General features: G+C 51.6%; 15 protein-coding genes. All 15 read right to left on the bottom strand.

Going from position 1 to position 17,662, the window contains the following annotated elements:
* Nucleotides 1-9: 9 nt before the first annotated feature.
* Entirely contained in the window at nt 10-531 is a 522-nt protein-coding gene (locus tag CFX1CAM_RS05130) for a hypothetical protein (protein ID WP_087861983.1), read from the bottom strand.
* Between the two features lie 290 nt (nt 532-821).
* A complete protein-coding gene (locus CFX1CAM_RS05125) occupies nt 822-2,003 on the bottom strand; it encodes a M20 metallopeptidase family protein (protein WP_087861982.1) in 1,182 nt (393 codons plus the stop codon).
* Nucleotides 2,000-2,728: a PIG-L deacetylase family protein gene (locus CFX1CAM_RS05120; RefSeq protein WP_157891724.1), complete on the bottom strand. Its 729-nt coding sequence runs from the start codon at nt 2,726-2,728 to the stop codon at nt 2,000-2,002. The genes CFX1CAM_RS05125 and CFX1CAM_RS05120 overlap by 4 nt, the downstream gene beginning before the upstream one ends.
* Nucleotides 2,729-2,759: 31 nt before the next feature.
* Nucleotides 2,760-3,767, bottom strand: coding sequence for a PSP1 domain-containing protein (locus CFX1CAM_RS11350; RefSeq protein WP_157891723.1), 1,008 nt, complete (start codon nt 3,765-3,767; stop codon nt 2,760-2,762).
* Between the two features lie 43 nt (nt 3,768-3,810).
* Nucleotides 3,811-4,848, bottom strand: a complete 1,038-nt coding sequence (locus tag CFX1CAM_RS05115; RefSeq protein WP_087861980.1) for an Mrp/NBP35 family ATP-binding protein — start codon at nt 4,846-4,848, stop codon at nt 3,811-3,813.
* Nucleotides 4,849-5,042: 194 nt separating this feature from the next.
* Nucleotides 5,043-6,389, bottom strand: a complete 1,347-nt coding sequence (yqeC, locus tag CFX1CAM_RS05110) for a selenium cofactor biosynthesis protein YqeC (protein ID WP_087861979.1) — start codon at nt 6,387-6,389, stop codon at nt 5,043-5,045.
* 5 nt (nt 6,390-6,394) lie between these two features.
* Entirely contained in the window at nt 6,395-7,207 is an 813-nt protein-coding gene (gene yqeB / locus CFX1CAM_RS05105; RefSeq protein ID WP_087861978.1) for a selenium-dependent molybdenum cofactor biosynthesis protein YqeB, read from the bottom strand.
* Complete coding sequence (locus CFX1CAM_RS05100) at nt 7,204-9,414, bottom strand: xanthine dehydrogenase family protein molybdopterin-binding subunit (protein WP_087861977.1); 2,211 nt, start codon at nt 9,412-9,414, stop codon at nt 7,204-7,206. Before CFX1CAM_RS05100 ends, yqeB begins: the two co-directional genes overlap by 4 nt.
* An 18-nt stretch (nt 9,415-9,432) precedes the next feature.
* A complete protein-coding gene (locus CFX1CAM_RS05095; protein ID WP_087861976.1) occupies nt 9,433-10,851 on the bottom strand; it encodes an FAD binding domain-containing protein in 1,419 nt (472 codons plus the stop codon).
* A gap of 17 nt (nt 10,852-10,868) precedes the next feature.
* A complete protein-coding gene (locus CFX1CAM_RS05090) occupies nt 10,869-11,660 on the bottom strand; it encodes an XdhC family protein (RefSeq protein WP_087861975.1) in 792 nt (263 codons plus the stop codon).
* A 106-nt stretch (nt 11,661-11,766) separates the two neighbouring features.
* The gene (locus CFX1CAM_RS05085; protein ID WP_087861974.1) at nt 11,767-14,763 is read right to left on the bottom strand and encodes a molybdopterin-dependent oxidoreductase; all 2,997 of its coding nucleotides are present in this window, start codon (nt 14,761-14,763) and stop codon (nt 11,767-11,769) included.
* A gap of 1 nt (nt 14,764) precedes the next feature.
* Complete coding sequence (locus tag CFX1CAM_RS05080; protein ID WP_087861973.1) at nt 14,765-15,538, bottom strand: FAD binding domain-containing protein; 774 nt, start codon at nt 15,536-15,538, stop codon at nt 14,765-14,767.
* Nucleotides 15,535-16,014, bottom strand: a complete 480-nt coding sequence (locus CFX1CAM_RS05075) for a PaaI family thioesterase (protein ID WP_087861972.1) — start codon at nt 16,012-16,014, stop codon at nt 15,535-15,537. Before CFX1CAM_RS05075 ends, CFX1CAM_RS05080 begins: the two co-directional genes overlap by 4 nt.
* Nucleotides 16,011-17,012, bottom strand: a complete 1,002-nt coding sequence (locus CFX1CAM_RS05070) for an LLM class flavin-dependent oxidoreductase (protein WP_087861971.1) — start codon at nt 17,010-17,012, stop codon at nt 16,011-16,013. Before CFX1CAM_RS05070 ends, CFX1CAM_RS05075 begins: the two co-directional genes overlap by 4 nt.
* A gap of 32 nt (nt 17,013-17,044) precedes the next feature.
* Nucleotides 17,045-17,659, bottom strand: coding sequence for a 2-phospho-L-lactate guanylyltransferase (gene cofC, locus CFX1CAM_RS05065; RefSeq protein ID WP_087861970.1), 615 nt, complete (start codon nt 17,657-17,659; stop codon nt 17,045-17,047).
* Between the last annotated feature and the right edge of the window lie 3 nt (nt 17,660-17,662).

Genomic DNA, 17,662 nt, shown 5'->3' with positions numbered 1-17,662 from the left:
CTACGTCGGCTAATCTGCGATGCCTTGCATCACTTCGGTCCGTTTGTTAAAGGCATCCACACACTGCTGGCTGACGGTGACCAGGTGGCGGATCGCTGCATCCTGTCCTTCCGTGCCGATAGAGGTTTCCACATTATCAATAGCTGACGCCACGCTTTCAGAAAGTTCCAGCAGGGCGTAATCGTATTGATAGACCTGGTCGAGCTGCTCTTCCTTGATCTTGATCGCATCAAAGATGCCGGCATAGCCGTAAGAAGCAGTTCGTATCCTGTCGGTAAACTGGCGCAGTTTGATCGCCGCGTTCTCCAGGCTGCCTACCGCGGCAAGCTCGCCCTGGTCAACCATTTCACGCTGCAGGCTCGACACACGCTGGTTGAGGGTGTCAAACTCATCAGCGATCTTCTCGCGCAATAGCTTATCCGACATCCGCCTGTCGCCGCGCTCGATATAGCCTTTAAAGCCCGGGATCTTCGCCAGGATCTTTTTCAAAAAATCTTGCTGCCCGGTTACCTGACTTAAAATATCACTCATTGTTCCTCCTGTTTCTACATTTTAGACCAATCATGCGTGACCAACGCAGTCACTGACTCATAGTATACTAAAGTGGCATCCAATCTACCATAGATTATCTATGGAGTTGACGAAACCTGCATACCGGGTTAATTATATTGCAATTTGATTAATTCGGGGCAATCATTATTTTATATTCCCCAAGCAACTTCCATAGCCTCAGGTTTATCGCAGGGGGCTCAAGATCCTTCTCTGAATAATCAGCAAATCCCCCTCACATGTCCGTTCAGCGCCTGTCGGCCAGGGCAATCTCAGCCTGGGTGACGCTCTAAAACCCTCATTGCGCCCTGCGCCATGATCGCCACAGCATAGGGCAAGCACGACTCATCCACATCAAATTTTGGGTGATGATGCCCGTAATTCAAGCCGCGCTCGGGGTTGGCTGATCCCACCATCATAAAACAGCCGGGCGCCTTTTTCATCATCAGCGAGAAATCTTCGCCTCCCATGGTTTGCATGTTCGTCACAATCGTTGCATCCGGGTGAATTTCCAGGGTAATCTCGGTCATCAGTGCTACTAGCGCTTCGTCGTTGATCACCGGTTCGGTGACCGTGATTAATTCAATCTCGGTCTGGCAACCCATCGTGCCCGCTATTTCGGTGATAATCGTTCTGAAGCGTTCTTTCACTATCGCCATCACCTCAGGTTTGAAGGCGCGCAATGTTCCGGTTAATAGCGCTTCTTGCGGGATGATATTATTGGCTGTTCCCGCTTCAACCTGGCAGACGGAGACCACTGCCGTATCCAGCGGGTCCACATTACGGGAAACAATCGATTGCAGCGCAGTGATGACGTGAGCCGCAGCCAGTATCGGGTCTCGCGTAGCATGAGGCTGGGCACCATGACCGCCCTTCCCGCTGATCTTCACATTGAAAATTTCAGATGCTGCCATCAGCGGGCCTGGGACGAGCCCATAAGAACCGATTGGTAGCTCATTCCATACATGAAAGCCCATGATGTAATCCAGGCTCGGGTTTTCCAGAACGCCTTCTGCAATCATGCGCGCCGCGCCTCCGTCCATCTCCTCCGCCGGTTGGAATATAAACTTGATCGTCCCTTGTAGCTCATCCTTTTGAGCAGCCAGAAGCTTAGCCACGCTTAATCCCACAGCGGTATGACAGTCGTGCCCGCAAGCATGCATCTTTCCAGGCACCACAGAGGCATAAGGCGCTCCGGTCTCCTCCTGGATTGGCAGCGCGTCCATATCAAAGCGCAAACCCAGTACAGGTGTCTCAGCAGCGCCGTGCAACAGTCCGATCACACCGGTTTTGGCGACCCCGGTGGTCACCTCCAACCCTAAATCCCGCAGCTCTTGTGCCACAATTTGAGCTGTGCGAACTTCATTGAAAGCCAGTTCCGGATTTTGATGAAAATCACGCCGCCTGGCGATCGTTTCCTCGCGCAGATCGAAAGCCTTGTCCAAAATTGTCATCCTGAAATCCTCCTGAAAATAATTCGCCGAAACCCCTCTTCGACATAAAAATCTTTGCCCTGATGGCTATGTGCCCGTTCGAGCATCCGTTTTTCAAAGGCTCGCGGGTCACCAATCTGCGAGGCATGCAATTTCAAAGCCTGCAGTTTGTCATTCCAATGTGCGGTGACATCCAGCCGAACGTCCGGTTTACCCGTCAGGCTCAACCACAGCTCTTCAACCTCATGGGGTTCATAGCCTTCCTCCAGCAGCTCCGGGAAGAAAAACTGGTTGCCTGCCGCTGGAAAAACCGCATCGACCACGACCTGCCCTGCCGCGCGATGATCAGGATGGTTAACATACTGCTGGCTGGGAAAGAGGTTTTCGGGATCACAGCTTACAAGGATTTGCGGACGGTACTTACGGATGAAACGCACAACCGCTTTCCGCATCTCAAGGTCAGGAATCAGGTAACCATCCTCGTAACCCAGGAAGTCAACTGAGATAACGCCTAAAAATTCCGCTGCTGCTCTTTGCTCATCGATGCGAATTTTGGCAATTTGTTCGGCGGTTAGCCGGGGGTCATTGGAGCCCTTGTCTCCTCTGGTCAACAAAACGTAGCGCACGTGGTGCCCAGCTTTAATCCATCGGGCAATCGATCCACCCAGAAAAAATTCCGGGTCATCCGGATGTGCTAAAACGACGAGGATATTTTTAGTTGTGAGCCAGTTCTCATTCGTTTCCACAAGATCATATCCCTTATAAACAGGAAGGGGCTTACTTCTTCTGACCTCTCGCTCGACGGGCTTTTCGACCTCGTCGTTGCTTAGAACCTGATTTAGCGTCTGATCTTTTAGTTTCTGGCACGTCGTTCGCCTCAGCCTGATCCTCAAGCCAAATGGAAGCCGGTTCATCCAGTGGAAATTCCTCAGGCAGCGGTTCAACCTCTTGACCATCTGCAATCCGCTGGGCGCGATCGAGCGCCTCTTTCGAGAATTCACGCGGCCCAATTTGGGGAAGATCCACAATGACCGACTGCCGCAAGGGTAAGATCTGCACGACTTTACCCTCTCCCATAGGCGTCATCACCTTACGCTTTCGTTTTGGCAGAGTCTTAATCGCTTCGACGTACTGGTCGTATTCATAAATCAAACAGCAGCGCAGTCGACCGCACATTCCAGTAATCTCAGAGGGCGTTAGCGAGATATCCTGTGCTTTGGACATCCGAATTGAGATCGACGCAAATTCTGTTAAGAATTTCGAACAGCAGCGCAATTCCAGACCGCAAGCTCCTAAGCCCCCGATCAGTTTTGCTGCGTCGCGCGGCCCAATCTGGCGCAAGTCAACTTCAACACCTTTGACCATTTGCTTGATGTCCTGCTGCAGCTTTTTCGCGTTCACGCTCACCGATGGTTCGACATTGATCAGCACATACAAACGGTCACCATCCAGTGTAAATTCTGCAGAGAGAACCTTGACTGCGCTCAATCCCTGCCCAGCCAGATGAGCGCGTATTTCTTCAACGATTTCCTGTTCTCGGATGGCCAGGGTCTTCCTTTGCAACAAGTCCTGCGGAGTGGCTGGTCGTTCAATGGCTTTAAAGCCATTAAGTTCAAGGTCACCGACTGCCAAATTGATTTGGGTGATATTTGCCAGCTGGAGGCCCCGGCTGGTTCGGACCACAATCGGGTCTCCAGGCTGAAGATCCGGATAGCTGGAAGCATCAAAATAATAATTTTTCCCGACCGGTTCGAATTGAACGCCAATAATAAACGGTTCACTCATAATTTAAAATTATAGCACAGCAAGGTTCCGGCTAAAAACTGCGTTAGCCGAGCACAACCATGCTCATCCGCGCAGCCACCGACATCGCCAAGCCCATCAGCACCTTCGCACTGGGTGAATTCGGGTCTCGGACGACCACTGGCACGCCCGTATCGCCGCCTTCACGTACGCTTTCCTCGATGGGAATGTTGGCCAAAAGAGGTGCCTTTGCCCATCCAGCCAGTTGTTCTCCGCCGCCTTCGCCAAACAAGCGCCGCACAGAGCCATCCTCCATTTGCAAGTAGCTCATATTTTCAACGATGCCCAAAATCGGCACCTCCATCTTATTAAACATCGACACAGCCCGGGCAGCATCATCAAGGGAGACCTGCTGTGGCGTGGTGACAATCACACCGCCGCTTAGTGGCACGGTCTGCACCAACGAGAGTTGAACATCACCCGTTCCCGGCGGCAGATCAATGATCAGGTAGTCCAGCTCGCCCCAATCCACATCCTGCAAGAATTGCTTGATTGCCGAGTGCAGCAGCGGTCCACGCCAGATTAGCGGTTGACCCTCACCAACCATGAAGCCAATCGACATCACCTTAACACCAAACGCCTCTGCCGGTTGAATCTTCTTATCTTGCGGTGTGGGCGGAAGGGTGTGAACACCCATCATTTTGGGGACATTCGGCCCGTAAATATCAGCATCCAGTAAACCAACCTTTGCGCCGCATTGCACCAGGGCAACAGCCATGTTCACTGCTACGGTAGACTTGCCTACCCCTCCCTTGCCCGAGGCAACAGCGATAATATTTTTAATCGCCAAGTCAGTAATCTTTTTATCCTCAGGCACCCGTGCTCCCATGTTGACCTCGACCGATTCAACGCCTTCCAGCGCTAAAACCGCGTTTTCAACGTCTCTTTGGATTTGGTGCTTCAATGGGCAGGCAGGCGTGGTCAGTTCTACGGTTAAAGTCACCTTGCTTCCGGTGATTTTGATGTCTTTAATCATATTTAAAGAAACCAGGTCTCGTCGTAATTCCGGGTCCTGCACCTGGCTGAGTGCCTTCAAAACATCGTTTTCGGTCACAATTGACATCGATATACATCCTCTCATTAATCTTCATAATTTCTATTTTGGTCATCTGGCGAGATCAGGAAGAACAAACAACAGCATTTGCCCTGTTCAACTAAAAACAATTCTCCAGATCATCCAACTGCTCCATTTTACCCGTTCATGAGTATTAACACCAAACAGCCAATAAAGTTTAAAAGGTATGCGCATTTGATTAATTAATTGGCTTCCTCACCAAAATACTGCTCGATCAGGTTATTCAGGTCGCTTTCCTGATCAACATCCAGCAGAGCACGCACATCAATCCAGGGAAGATAGTCCACTTTAAAAGCATTAAATATGGCACGCCCGCCCTGATCACCGCTGACCTCCCGTAACGCGCCAAAAGTTTGGCTGGCAAACAGCACCGGGTTTCCCCGACGCTCGCGAATCATCGGAGCGGTAATCGGTGCACGCACGGCATGATGTCGCTCAATTAACTGACGGACCAAATGCGATGTAATTTGGGGCTGATCGCTGAGCAAAAACATGGCGCAATCACAATGGTCAGGCAGGGATTTCAAGCCAGCCTTCAGCGATGATGCTTGCCCCGACGCCCAATCAGGGTTGTGCACACACCTGACCGGCAGGTCTGCCAAAGCCGTCTCTATTTCAGCCTGGTGGGCGCCGGTAACCACGACCACCGGGAATAGTCCAGCCGTTAGCGCAGTTTGCGCCACCTGGACGATAAACGGTTTTCCAAACCAGTCTAAAAGCTGTTTGGGCACTCCCAATCGCTCACTACCGCCGGCAGCGAGGATAATTCCAGCCGTTTGGCTGTGCGCACTGAACACCGGTCCGTCTGCGTTTGGCTGTGCCAGCAAACCAATCAGCACCCGCTGGTATACATCCTCCAGTGCATTTGCCAGCCTGTTTCCCTGGGCTTTACAAACCAAATCCTCTGCCTGGTTCAAGAACAGAACTCGGCGCGCCCCATCTGGTATCCCTTTCAAGCCCCCTGAAGTTGAGCGCAACACTCGTTCCACATGCTCTACTTTGATTTCTTCCCCCATCCTCAAGCCGGTTATCTGTGAAAACAACTCTGGCCTGTGAACCGTATCCGCATTCAATCGTCTTTTTAAGCCACCCAGTCCGGCCATGACCACCACTCGGTCAACCCAGGGTGGAATCGCCGGTTCGTAACCTGCAGGCGCTTTAAGCGGGCGTTGACGAGCACCATCCGCTTCAATCAGCAAAGGTATCTCGTTTTCACGGCATATCCGGGAGAGTTTCTCAAGCGATTCCGGATTAAGGCTTCCCCAACGTTCATCCTTACCGGGTGGACCGGTGACCAGGATCGTTTCCGAGCCCAAAAAATCACTTTTCTTCAATGCCCCAGGCGACGTGATGATGATATGCTGCTGGGCGATCCCCCCCTGCCACTTTCCCAGGTGCGTGGTAGTGGTCATCACCACAGGCGGCAGCAGTTCCCTGGCCAGGGTTGCCATGGCGCTGGTTTTCCCGCCAGCACCTGTAAAGGCAATCGTCTCAGCACCGGTTAATCCGAGCGCCAGCCTCAGGTCCATTGGTCTTATTCATTCCACAGGGCAGCACGGATTTCAGGTTTGGTCAAAATTGCCTCCAAAACCCCACCGCCGATTGCCAGGGCTTTTTCTGAAACTGCCCTGCAACGAAAATCCTCAGGTCGCGGATCAATATCGGCGACCTTTGTGCCATGCTTAACCCAAATACCTGGGTGGATCAGTCCACGCACGACGCCCGCAAGAGGCGCCTTTATGGTCTGATCTCCGATCATCAACACCGGGTCACCTGGCTGCACATGATCACCAAAATCAACCAGGGTCTGAACAATACCATCAGTCGGGGCATATAACACCCGCTCCCGAGTATAACCCTCGATCTTCCCCGGAATGCCGGTATTTGCTTGCGGACTGCCCTGCCAGTAAACCCGACCCAGAAAATGTCCTCGATTCGTTTCAATCGCTGCATGGCAGTTCTCACCCGCGGTAAATCCTGGTCCTAACCCAACCACCAATTGCGCCATATCCAGGGAAAGAACCTCGCGGGTTTTTCGCATACGCCCATCGACGAGCACCAACGGTTTGAAAACTGAAATCAATTCCAGTTCGGGGTCAACCATGACCGGCACCGCTCCCTCCTTCCAGCAGGAGATCATCTCCTCTGGATATGCGATCAATCGTCCGACCGTGCCTTCGATCGTTGTTTCACCATCGTAAACTGCCTGTGCAAAGGCAACCGAACGCCGCACTGCCGTTGGTTGGGCGGTTTCTACAACGAATACAAGAATGCCCACCCGATGCAATCGAATCGCAACCCCGCTTGCCAGGTCGCCTCCGCCCCAGATGAGCACAAAAGGTTTCATTTAATTTTTCCCAATCCCCGCAGCACCCGTTCCGGTGTGAGGGGAAATTCGTTAAACCACACCCCGGTTGCATCATACATCGCATGCATCACCGCCGGCGCTAATGGCAGATAGGGCATCTCCGCCATACCCCGTGCGCCATAAGGACCATTAGGTTCAGCGTATTCCAGGATGATTGATTCTATTTCATCTGGAATATCCAACACCGTGGGAATCAAATAATTCGACAATAAATTGGTTTGGACGTATCCACCCTTGTGGATGAAGTTTTCCAGAACGGCATATCCCACCGCCTGGACCAGCGCACCTTCAATTTGACCGACGACTTGCAGTGGGTTAATCGCCTTACCGACATCGTCCGCACAATAGATCTTCAATATCCGAACATTGCCAGATTCTGTATCAACTTCCAGTTCAACCACTTCTGATACATAGCCATAAGAAATATTTGGATAACACTCCCCGGTAACAGGTGCGTAACGTGAAGTGGGAGGTGCAAAATACACATAATCGCCGATTGCAGGCCGTTCTTCTGCTGCCCATTTCTCCAGAGCTAAATCTGCCGCTCCCTTAATTGCGTTACCCGCCATAAAGGTCATTCGTGATGCTGAAACACTGCCAGAATCACCGGTAATAGCTGTGTCTGAATACACTGTATCGATTTTCTCCAGCGGAACATCCAGGGCTTCAGCAGCAAACTGCTTGAAAACTGTGTGCGCACCCTGACCCACCTCTGCACCAGCGTGATATAACACAACCCGCTCAATCTCTGTCTTGCCATGCAATTCAATTTTTGCATGGCAATTTTCCTTTGCACCAAATGAAAAACCAATGTTCTTGAAAGCAACCGCCAGGCCGCGACCGCGTTTCAGGGCATCCGTGGAACCCATTTTTGCCGGCGCGTTCCAACCTGTGTCCGTGTTAGCCCAGCCAGCCCTGGTCGCACAAGCCTCCAGCACGGGTTTAATCGTCACGCCCTTGGGGGGCTTGGTATTGGTGCACAAAATCGAATCGTCTTCAATCAAATTGCGCATTCTCAATTCAACCGGGTCCATACCCAAAGCTTCTGCCAGGCGATTGACCTGCATTTCCGCCTCAAACGCTCCTTGCGGTCCGCCAAACCCGCGAAAAGCGCCCCCTGGAATGTTGTTGGTATAGACTGCCCTCGAATTCACCTTCACGTTGGGGATCTCATAGGGGCCGATGCTCATCAACGTGGCGTTGCCAAGCACTTTGTTCGATGTGTACACATACGCACCGCCATCAGCCGTAACATCCACCTGGGCAGCGATGATCTTCCCATCTTTTGTGGCTCCCCATTTAGCAACCAGTTTGTAGGCGTGGCGCTTGTGATGACCAATGATCGATTCTTCGCGGCTCCAGACGACTTTTACCGGTCGGTTGATCCCCCGATCATGTAAATATTTGGCAGCTAACGCCAGCACAATCTGCACCGACATATCTTCACGACCGCCAAATGCGCCGCCAATCGCCGGGTAGATCACACGCACCTGGTCAAGGGGAAGGTCCAGCGAATGGGCAATTTGTTTTCGATCTTCATGCGTCCACTGACCGGCTACAACAACCGTGACCCGCCCTTCATCGTCGATATAACTGACCCCGGCTTCAGGCTGCAGGTATGCATGCTCCTGCATTGGCGTGCGGTATTCGCATTCTACAATGACATCACAATCGCCAAATGCGGATTCCACATCACCATGTAAAATTTGATATTCGAGAATGACATTTGACCCATGATTCGGATGCAGCAAGACAGCGTCATCCGCCATGGAAGCCTCTGGCGAATCAACCACCGGCAGGTCTTCATAGTCAACGATAATCTTCTTGCAAGCTTCAGCCGCAATTTGCTCAGTATCTGCCAGAACCAGCGCCACCTGGTCGCCCACAAACCGTACCCGATCCGCGAAGGGTTTGGATGACCCCGGTCCGCACAAAACAGGTTGATCGTTCGTTCCCAACCCGTATTCGTTCACCGGCACATCTTTTGCCGTCAATACAGCCAGAACACCGGGCATGGCTTCTGCCGCAGTTGTGTCGATCGCTTTAACTACTGCGTGAGGTCGCCCTGCAAAAAGAATTTTCATATATGCCTGGTCTGGCAACAAAAAGTCAGCAGGGTAAAGCGCTTCTCCGGTTACTTTGTCTCTGACATCAATCCGTGTTACAGATTTACCAATATATGCCATGCTAACTCCTGTTCTGCTTTATGCCTGATCACCAACATGCATCCGTTGGCTGGCGCTTTCAATCGCTTCAATAATCTTATAGTAGCCTGTACAGCGGCACAGGTTCCCGGTAATCGCCTGCTGGATCTCTGCCTGTGAAGGGGTTTCGCGCTCTTCGAGCAATTTGATCGCTGACATCACAAACCCGGGAGTGCAAAAGCCGCATTGGACTGCGCCGTGTTCAATGAAAGCTTCCTGAACCGGATGCAATTTTTCGCCAGCACGCATACCTTCGATCGTTACAATCTCGGCGCCATGCGCCCGGGGCGCCGGTACCAGACAGCTCATCACTGCCCTGCCATCCAGGTAAACCGTACAGGCGCCGCACTCACCTTCTGCGCAACCTTCTTTCGTGCCAGTTAAACCCGCTTCATCACGGATCAAATTTAATAATGTCTTTGTAAATCCCGTTTTAAACCGGTATTCCTTCCCGTTGATCCAGGTGTGGATCTCCTCGCCCGTCCAGGGCAATTTGGGTGCTTTTACATGCATACCCGACCCCATCAGCAAAACCGGTTCACTCGGGACTTGTGTCTTATCGACACCGTTTGCAATAGTGGTCAAGGCGCGTCTTGCGATTACGCCCATCATGTACGCCCGATAATCAGCGGAGCCACGCAAATCCGAAATCGGTGACGCTGCCTCAGCCACCAATTCAGCCGCCTGTTCAATCACCGTGTCGTTCAACGGTTTTCCGGCAAGAAAGACTTCCGCTGCCTCGGCATGGATGATCGTTGGAGCGGCTGCACCCAGGGTAATCCTGGCATTCTCGATCACATCTCCCTGCATTGACAACAGAAGGCTGATATTAATGACTGAGATTGCCTGGGCTTTGCGCAGGGCTGTTTTAATAAAATAGGACACCTGGTGAGTACCAGGCGCTGGGAAGAAGACTTCCGTAATGATTTCATCGTTTTTCATCACAGTTTTGCGTACACCTGTGTAAAAATCCTCCAGAGAGACGATGCGTTCGCCCCGCGTTGACGCCAGCCTGAGCTTTGCGTTAAGAGCCATCAAAGGGCTGATGGTGTCGTTCGCCGGTGATGCCGTTACCAAATTGCCAACGACCGTCCCTCGATTGCGGATTTGTGGTGAGCCTATCTCCCAACAGGCTTGCAGGAGAGCATAGGCTTTCTCACGGATCAGCAGTGAAGCCAGCACGTGATTATGAGTCACCAATGGGCCGATGTGGATCAAGCCGTCACTGTCTTCCCAAATTTCATCCAGACCAGGTATTTGGGTGATATCAATCAGAGTGCTGACGCCCTGACGGGTGCCACGCTCCAGCTCAAGTATCAGATCGGTGCCGCCAGCGATAATCCGCGCGGTTTCTTCCCCTTCGGTCAAAGCTACAACCGCTGTCTCAATTGAATCTGCTAAAATGTATTTTTTCCACATACGGTGTAAACTCCAATCTATGCGCTTTGAAAATGTTTTTTCATCTGGTTGTAGTGATCGATGATCTCAGCCATAATGCTGATGGCGATTTCATTGGGCGTTTCTGCATGAATAAATAACCCGATCGGAGATTTCACCCTTGCCAAGGCTTCCTTCGAAACCCCTTTCTCAATCAGTCTCTCTTGTGTATGCGCCCAACGCCGTTTTGAACCTATAAGACCGATATACGGCACATCCGTTTCTAAAAGGGCTGGCAAACCCTCCACATCAACATCCGAGCCCCTGGTAACCAGCACCAGGAAAGTACGTGAATCCAAATGTAATTTTTCTGGAATCTGGCTCAGAAGTGATGGCAAGTAAAGGTCTGCCCCTGGTGTTTCCTCCGGGGTGCACAGCTCCTCGCGATCATCACTTAAGACTACACGAAATCCAAGCCACTTTGCCAGGTGCACAATCGGTCGCCCGACATGTCCGGCGCCAACGACAACGACTGTTGGCAGTGTCAGAAATGGCTCCACGAAGACGGTCACAATCCCGCCACAAACGCCTGCATCACCGCGTTCCGGGTCGATCATATCATAGGTTAATAAGCGGGTTTTTCCGTCTTTGAACGCTGCCATTGCTTCAGCAAGAACCCGATTTTCCACCTCACCCCCGCCAACCGTTCCTTCAAAATGCCCTTCACTGTAAACCAGCATTTTAGTGCCTGCATGCCTCGGTACAGAACCTTTTGTGTTCACAATCGTGCACAGCACCACAGGTTTTCCCTCAGCTAAAGCCTCATTCAACCGCTCGACAATGTTCATCATAAATCCTCTATCAAACTCAAAGCTCCGGGAACAAAAATTATTCCTCGAGGTCAAACCTTCCGCCAGATGTGTCTATTCGAACAATCGGCGGAAGGTCAGCTCATCTTTATGCCGAGGTTGTTAAAGCTTTCCAGATTTTCTCGGGCAAGGCGGGGATCTCGTGCAGTGAGACTCCGCACGCATCTAATATTGCATTACCAACAGCCGGTGCAACTCCATCCAGCGGGATTTCCGCAACAGCTTTTGCACCATAAGGATGTGAATGTTCGTAGGTTTCCACGAAAATGGTCGTCAGTTCGGGCATTTCGTCCGAGCGGAAAATGTGATAGTCTACAAGGTCGCGCTCCCTCGCCCGTCCCAAATCATCATAGACCATCTCTTCGCTCACTGCGTATCCCAGCGCCTGTACCATCCCGCCTTCAACCTGACCTGATGCTGTGACAGGGTTGATGATCACACCACCATCAACAGCCATAACCAGTTTATCCACTGTAACCATGCCGGTTTCGATATCAACAGTCACCTCAGCGAATTGCGCTGCAAAAGGCGGCGGCGCAACCGGGGACACATGCGAAGCAACTCCCATAATTTGGGTCTGATCGGATGCGTGCAGCGCGTGCAGGGCAATCTCTTCCATACTGATAGAATTTCCTGAAGGTGCAATTGCCTTTCGATCTTCCAGCAGTATCTCGTTGTGGTCCACCTCATCGCCCATTTCAGCAAACATCAAGGCTGCCCGTTCGCGAATCTGCTCAGCGACCTTTTCTGCAGCTTTGACCACCGCCGTACCGGAGATGTACGTTGTGCTGGACGCGTACGCACCCACATCAAATGGTGTGAAATCCGTGTCCGATGAATACACCAGGATATCTTCCAAACGAACGCCCAGGGTTTCGGCTGCCATCTGGCCCAACACCGTGTCCGAACCGGTCCCCAGGTCTGTAGCGCCAACCAGCAGGTTAAATGACCCGTCATCATTCATTTTAATACTGGCACCGCCCATATCCAGGTAAGGGATAGCAGTTCCCTGCATCACCAAAGCAACTCCAATCCCCTTGCGCAAATGCTCACTGCCAGGAATGGTGTGCCATGCCGCGTTGCCAAACTTATGGTCCCAATCAATGGCCATCCTGCCCTGGTTGACGCACTCTTCCAGGCCAATCGTGTACACTTTTTCAGGTCTGGGTTCGCGTCCCTCGCTCCAAGCCGTACTGAAGGGGTGCAACTCGCCTGGTCTGAGGGCATTCTTCAATCTGAATTCAATCGGATCGATGCCCAAAGCTTTTGAAATGGTCTCCATGTGCCGTTCAACAGGCCAGAATCCTTGTGGGACACCGTAACCGCGGAAGGCACCCGAAGGCGGTGTATTGGTATAGACAACATCGGAATAAAACCGGATATTGGGCTGAAGACGGTAGGGTCCGTCGCCGACATACAGCGCCATCGCCTTATGCCCGGTATTTCCTGCCACGGTCAGGGCATGGCACCCATAAGCCCCGGTATCACTCAGGCAGTACATTTCATTCGCAGTAATTGTGCCATCCTTCTTGACTCCGGTTTTCAACCGAATGCGCATTGGATGACGTGCCCGGGAGCCAATAAATTCCTCCTCACGGGTCATTTCATAAATAACAGGTCGTCCCGTCGCAATCGTCAGATGTGCCGGAACATCTTCGATCTGAACTTCTTGCTTGCCGCCAAAACCGCCACCGATACGGGGTTTGATCACCCGGATACGCTTGACCGGCAAACCTAAAACCGGAGCAATCTGGCGCCGAACGTGGAAGGGCACCTGAGTGCTGGTGATAATCACCAGGCGGTCGTCCTCATCCCAGTAGGTCACCACCACATGCGGTTCGATATGCGCCTGCTGAACCTTGGGTACAACATATTCGGCTTCAAAGATGCGCTCTGCCTCGAGAAAACCCTGTTCAACATCGCCGATATCCACGCGGATCTGAGCAGCCAGGTTGCGCGAGGGATCAGATTCGTCAAAATTGACATATTCTTCTTCATCATGAATGACCACAGCGCCTTCATCCATCGCTTTCGTGGGATCAATAATGGCAGGCAAGACCTCATATTCCACCTTGATCAATTTCAACGCGGCTTCTGCGATCTCAGCCGTTTCAGCAGCCACAAACGCCACCTTATCGCCTACAAAGCGGACCTTTTTGTCCAGTGAAAACATGTCTAACGGTCCCGGAATGGGATGCGATTGTCCAGCCGTAGAATAGACCACCCGGGGAACATCCTTCCAGGTAAGAATAGCTGCTACACCAGGAAGCGCCTCTGCTTCCGAGGTATCAATGTGCTTGATGTTAGCGTGGGCATGGGGACTTCGAAGCACCTTGGCTACCAGCATGTCCCGTCTTTCAAAATCTGCAGCAAAGGCTGGTTTGCCCTGCACAAGTTTGACCGCATCCACCTTAGGTTCACCGTGACCCACGGTTTTCAACGGTGAACGCGCATCAACGACCTTTATCTTCGGGAAGACCCGCGTTTCAGTCATTGTTCCGCCGTCAGAGGTCATCGGTGCACCGTCTTCCGGAACACTCCGATCAAAATCCAATAAATCACCAATATCCATCGGCTCACCAATGGGTGGAACCTTTTCACCCCTCATAATCGCCGCCGCTCGCATAACAGCCTGAACCGGCTTCACATAACCGGTGCAACGGCACAGGACGCCAGAAAGGGCGTCACGAATTTCCTCTTCAGAGGGCGATGGGTTTTTATCTAACAAGGCTTTGCTCACCAATACCATGGCTGGCGTACAGTAACCGCACTGGATCGCGCCCGTATCGACAAAGGCTTGCTGAATAATATGCAAACCCTGCGTCCGTTTCCAACCCTGTTCCGGGTGTTCACCCAGGCTTTCCACTGTCTGGATTTTGTGACCTTCAGCCTGAGCTGTAAACATTGTGCAGCTATTGACCGGGCGACCGTCAAAAAGCACGGCACACGCACCGCATTCTCCTTTTTCACAACCGCCGTACTTGACACTGAAAAAGCCAAGCCTGCGCAGGGTTTCCAGTAAACGTTCGCCAACAGGAACATTAAGGGGGTAGTCTTGATTGTTAATATTCAGTATGATTTTCATCTTAGGCACCACTTCCTCTAATAGCATCCATACGCGCGGCACAACGCACGGCAAGTTTTGCAGCGACCTCACTGCGGTACTCGGCAGATGCCCATTGATCTCCAGCATCTAAACAGGCAGACCGACTGGCGACATCCACCCCATCCGCTCCTATGCCATCCACAGCGATGATGGGCGCATCGCCAAAGCCCCCCAATGCCACACGTGTCCTGCCTGAACCCCATTGTGCCATAGCTACAATCATGATGGGGCGGTCCTTCGGAGAGCGCGCCACATACTCAAAAACGAGCGTTGCGCCCATGGTCCAGGCCACCTCTGTTATCAACACGCCGGGTTGATTCTGACTGCGCAGGGGCAACCAATCGCCAAGCCGTATCTGAACAGCCTCTGGTTCCCAGGTTAAATTTGCATCCATTGCCAGCAATGCGGTTGTCGTCAACGAACGACCATCGCTGTTCACCAACCATCCGCCCAGAGTAGCCATATTCCGGCTGTTTTCTGAAGCATCAATACGGATCGCTCGCTTGATCTCAGGGTGAACCCCGGGATGCGCTAAAAGCATATCAAAACGAAGCGTAGCCCCTGCCACCAAGTTTTGGCCTCTTTCCTCAATACGATCCAAACCAACGTTTTGCAAGTCGACTACGTCGAAATGTTGTGACACCTGCCGGCTCAAGCTGGTTCCGCCGCCCAGAGGTTTCCGAATCTTTCCCTTTTCGGTTAATAATAACAATGCCTCTTCTACTGTGTTTGGTCTAAAATATTCACCAATCATCCAACCTCCTCATCAAGATAAACACGCCAACCCATTGCTTCCAGATCCACATCCGTAAACTGCGATTCAGGAATGTCCATCAGCACCAATTCAGCATCAGCCAGAATCTTTCCATCCATACTCTGGATTTCGCTGCTCGCAAAGGATACCCGTCCTCGGCGCTCACCTGCTACTCCGTAGACGACCAGGTCGGTTCGCGATGGAACCGGTCGGCGATAACGGACACATAATTGAGCGGTAACAATAAACCGGTTTGGCTCGATCATTTGAGCTCGACCGCCACATTCATCCAGGATGGCAGCGATGATGCCACCGTGGATCGCCCCGGGATAGCCCTCATAATGCTCATGTAAGTTAAAATACGAACAAACCTTCCCGGGTTCAATCATATAAAACTCAAGTTTGAGTCCAGCCAGGTTTTCCCTGCCGCACACAAAACAAGATTTTGAACCAGGTTGTTTTTCAGTTAATTTCATTTCGTTGCAAAGGTGTCAATCAAAACCTTTACATTGCCGCCAACAGGGTAGAGGATCGGGCAGGTCGCACCGTTATTAATATATTCCTGCACTTTGACGCGTGCTTCATCAGGGGTGCCGCTGGCTGTAATACGATGGATCAACTCATCCGGTACTAGATGCTTGGCTTGCTGGATTTGCTCATGCGTGGCAGGCCAGCCAAGAATCGACTGGATCTCGTGCACAATATCCATCGAAACACCGGAAGCCTTCGCAATATGCGGTTGTTGTGCCAGGTATTGCGTCAGCAGTTCACGGCTGGTGTCAATGGCTTTCTCGCGATCCTCGTCGACAGAGCACACAACCAGTTGTGGGCGATCCAGATCATCCAAAGTCCGTCCCGATGCTTTCAAGCCCTTCTTCAGCTCGTCAATCGCCTGTTCATTATATTCTGGCGGCACGCAGTAATTTAAAACGGCACCGTCTGCAATTTTCCCAGTCAATTCCATCATCTTCGGACCGGTTGCCCCGATCATAATCGGGACATTCCGGGGCTCACGACGACCATGCACCACATCCAGTTCAATCCCGCTGACATGCACATATTCGCCGTCAAACGACACGCGTTCCATGTTCAACAGGCGTCGCAAGACGGTGACGGTCTCTTCCATTGCCGTCATTGGGCTTTTACGTAAGATGCCCACATTCTTTGCCAGTGGATCCCACCAGGCGCCAATACCGCAAATAATCCGGTTCGGCGCCAGGTCATCCAGCGTGAGGAATGTCGCCGCGAGCAAACCGATATTACGGGTCCAGTTGTTGATGACGCCAGACCCAACCTTGATTTCTTCGGTAACTGCAGCATAGGCAGCCATCGGTACGATGGCATCTCGAACCAGGCGGCTTTCAGCCTGCCAAACCGCCTCAAAGCCTCGCTCTTCAGCATATTTTACGAAATCCAATCCATCTCGTAGGTCATGGGCATCTTGTAAATACAGGGCTACTCTTTCGATTGTCATTTTTTTTCCTTTTCCACTAGTTTATTGACCATTTACTGTAGTACTGGTAAAACACTGCTCGATTGGAGGATTTCATAATCCTCCGGAACATCCAAGTCTAAAGCGATGCGTGGATTTTCATAAACAACCACCTCTGCACCTTGTTGCCGGGCCAATCCGCAATGGCGTTCAAAAGAATCGGTGCCGAAAGAAAAGTTGATCAGACCTGCCGGATTTAAGAACAACATATTTGTGCCCATCCGGTGGCGATCCGGGTTGATCACCATGGTCGGGGGCTCTTTGCGTTGGGCAAGAAAGTCGCTAACATCCTCAGAGGTTATCAGGGGTAAGTCCGCCGGAACAATGATGACACCTTCATTCGCAAATAGCTTAGAAAACAAAGAAGCTCTGCGCAATGCATTATTCAATTCTGGTGCACCATTTTCTGTCACCGTGCGCACACCCTTTTCTCGAGAAATTGTCAGCACATCGGAATCTCGGCTGACCACAAGGATTTCTGAGATTGCTTCAACCTGTAATAAGATGTCAATCGTATGATATAACAGGTAATAATTAAGTCGGTAACGCTCATCTTCGGAGAGTATCTCCGAAAGTCGCGATTTTCCGCGTCGTAAAGGTTTAACTGGAACGATTGCCCATAAACTCATGGA

It is taken from the genome of Brevefilum fermentans, from assembly GCF_900184705.1.
Classification (GTDB): domain Bacteria; phylum Chloroflexota; class Anaerolineae; order Anaerolineales; family Anaerolineaceae; genus Brevifilum; species Brevifilum fermentans.
This window is presented reverse-complemented; position numbering and strand designations above follow the sequence as displayed.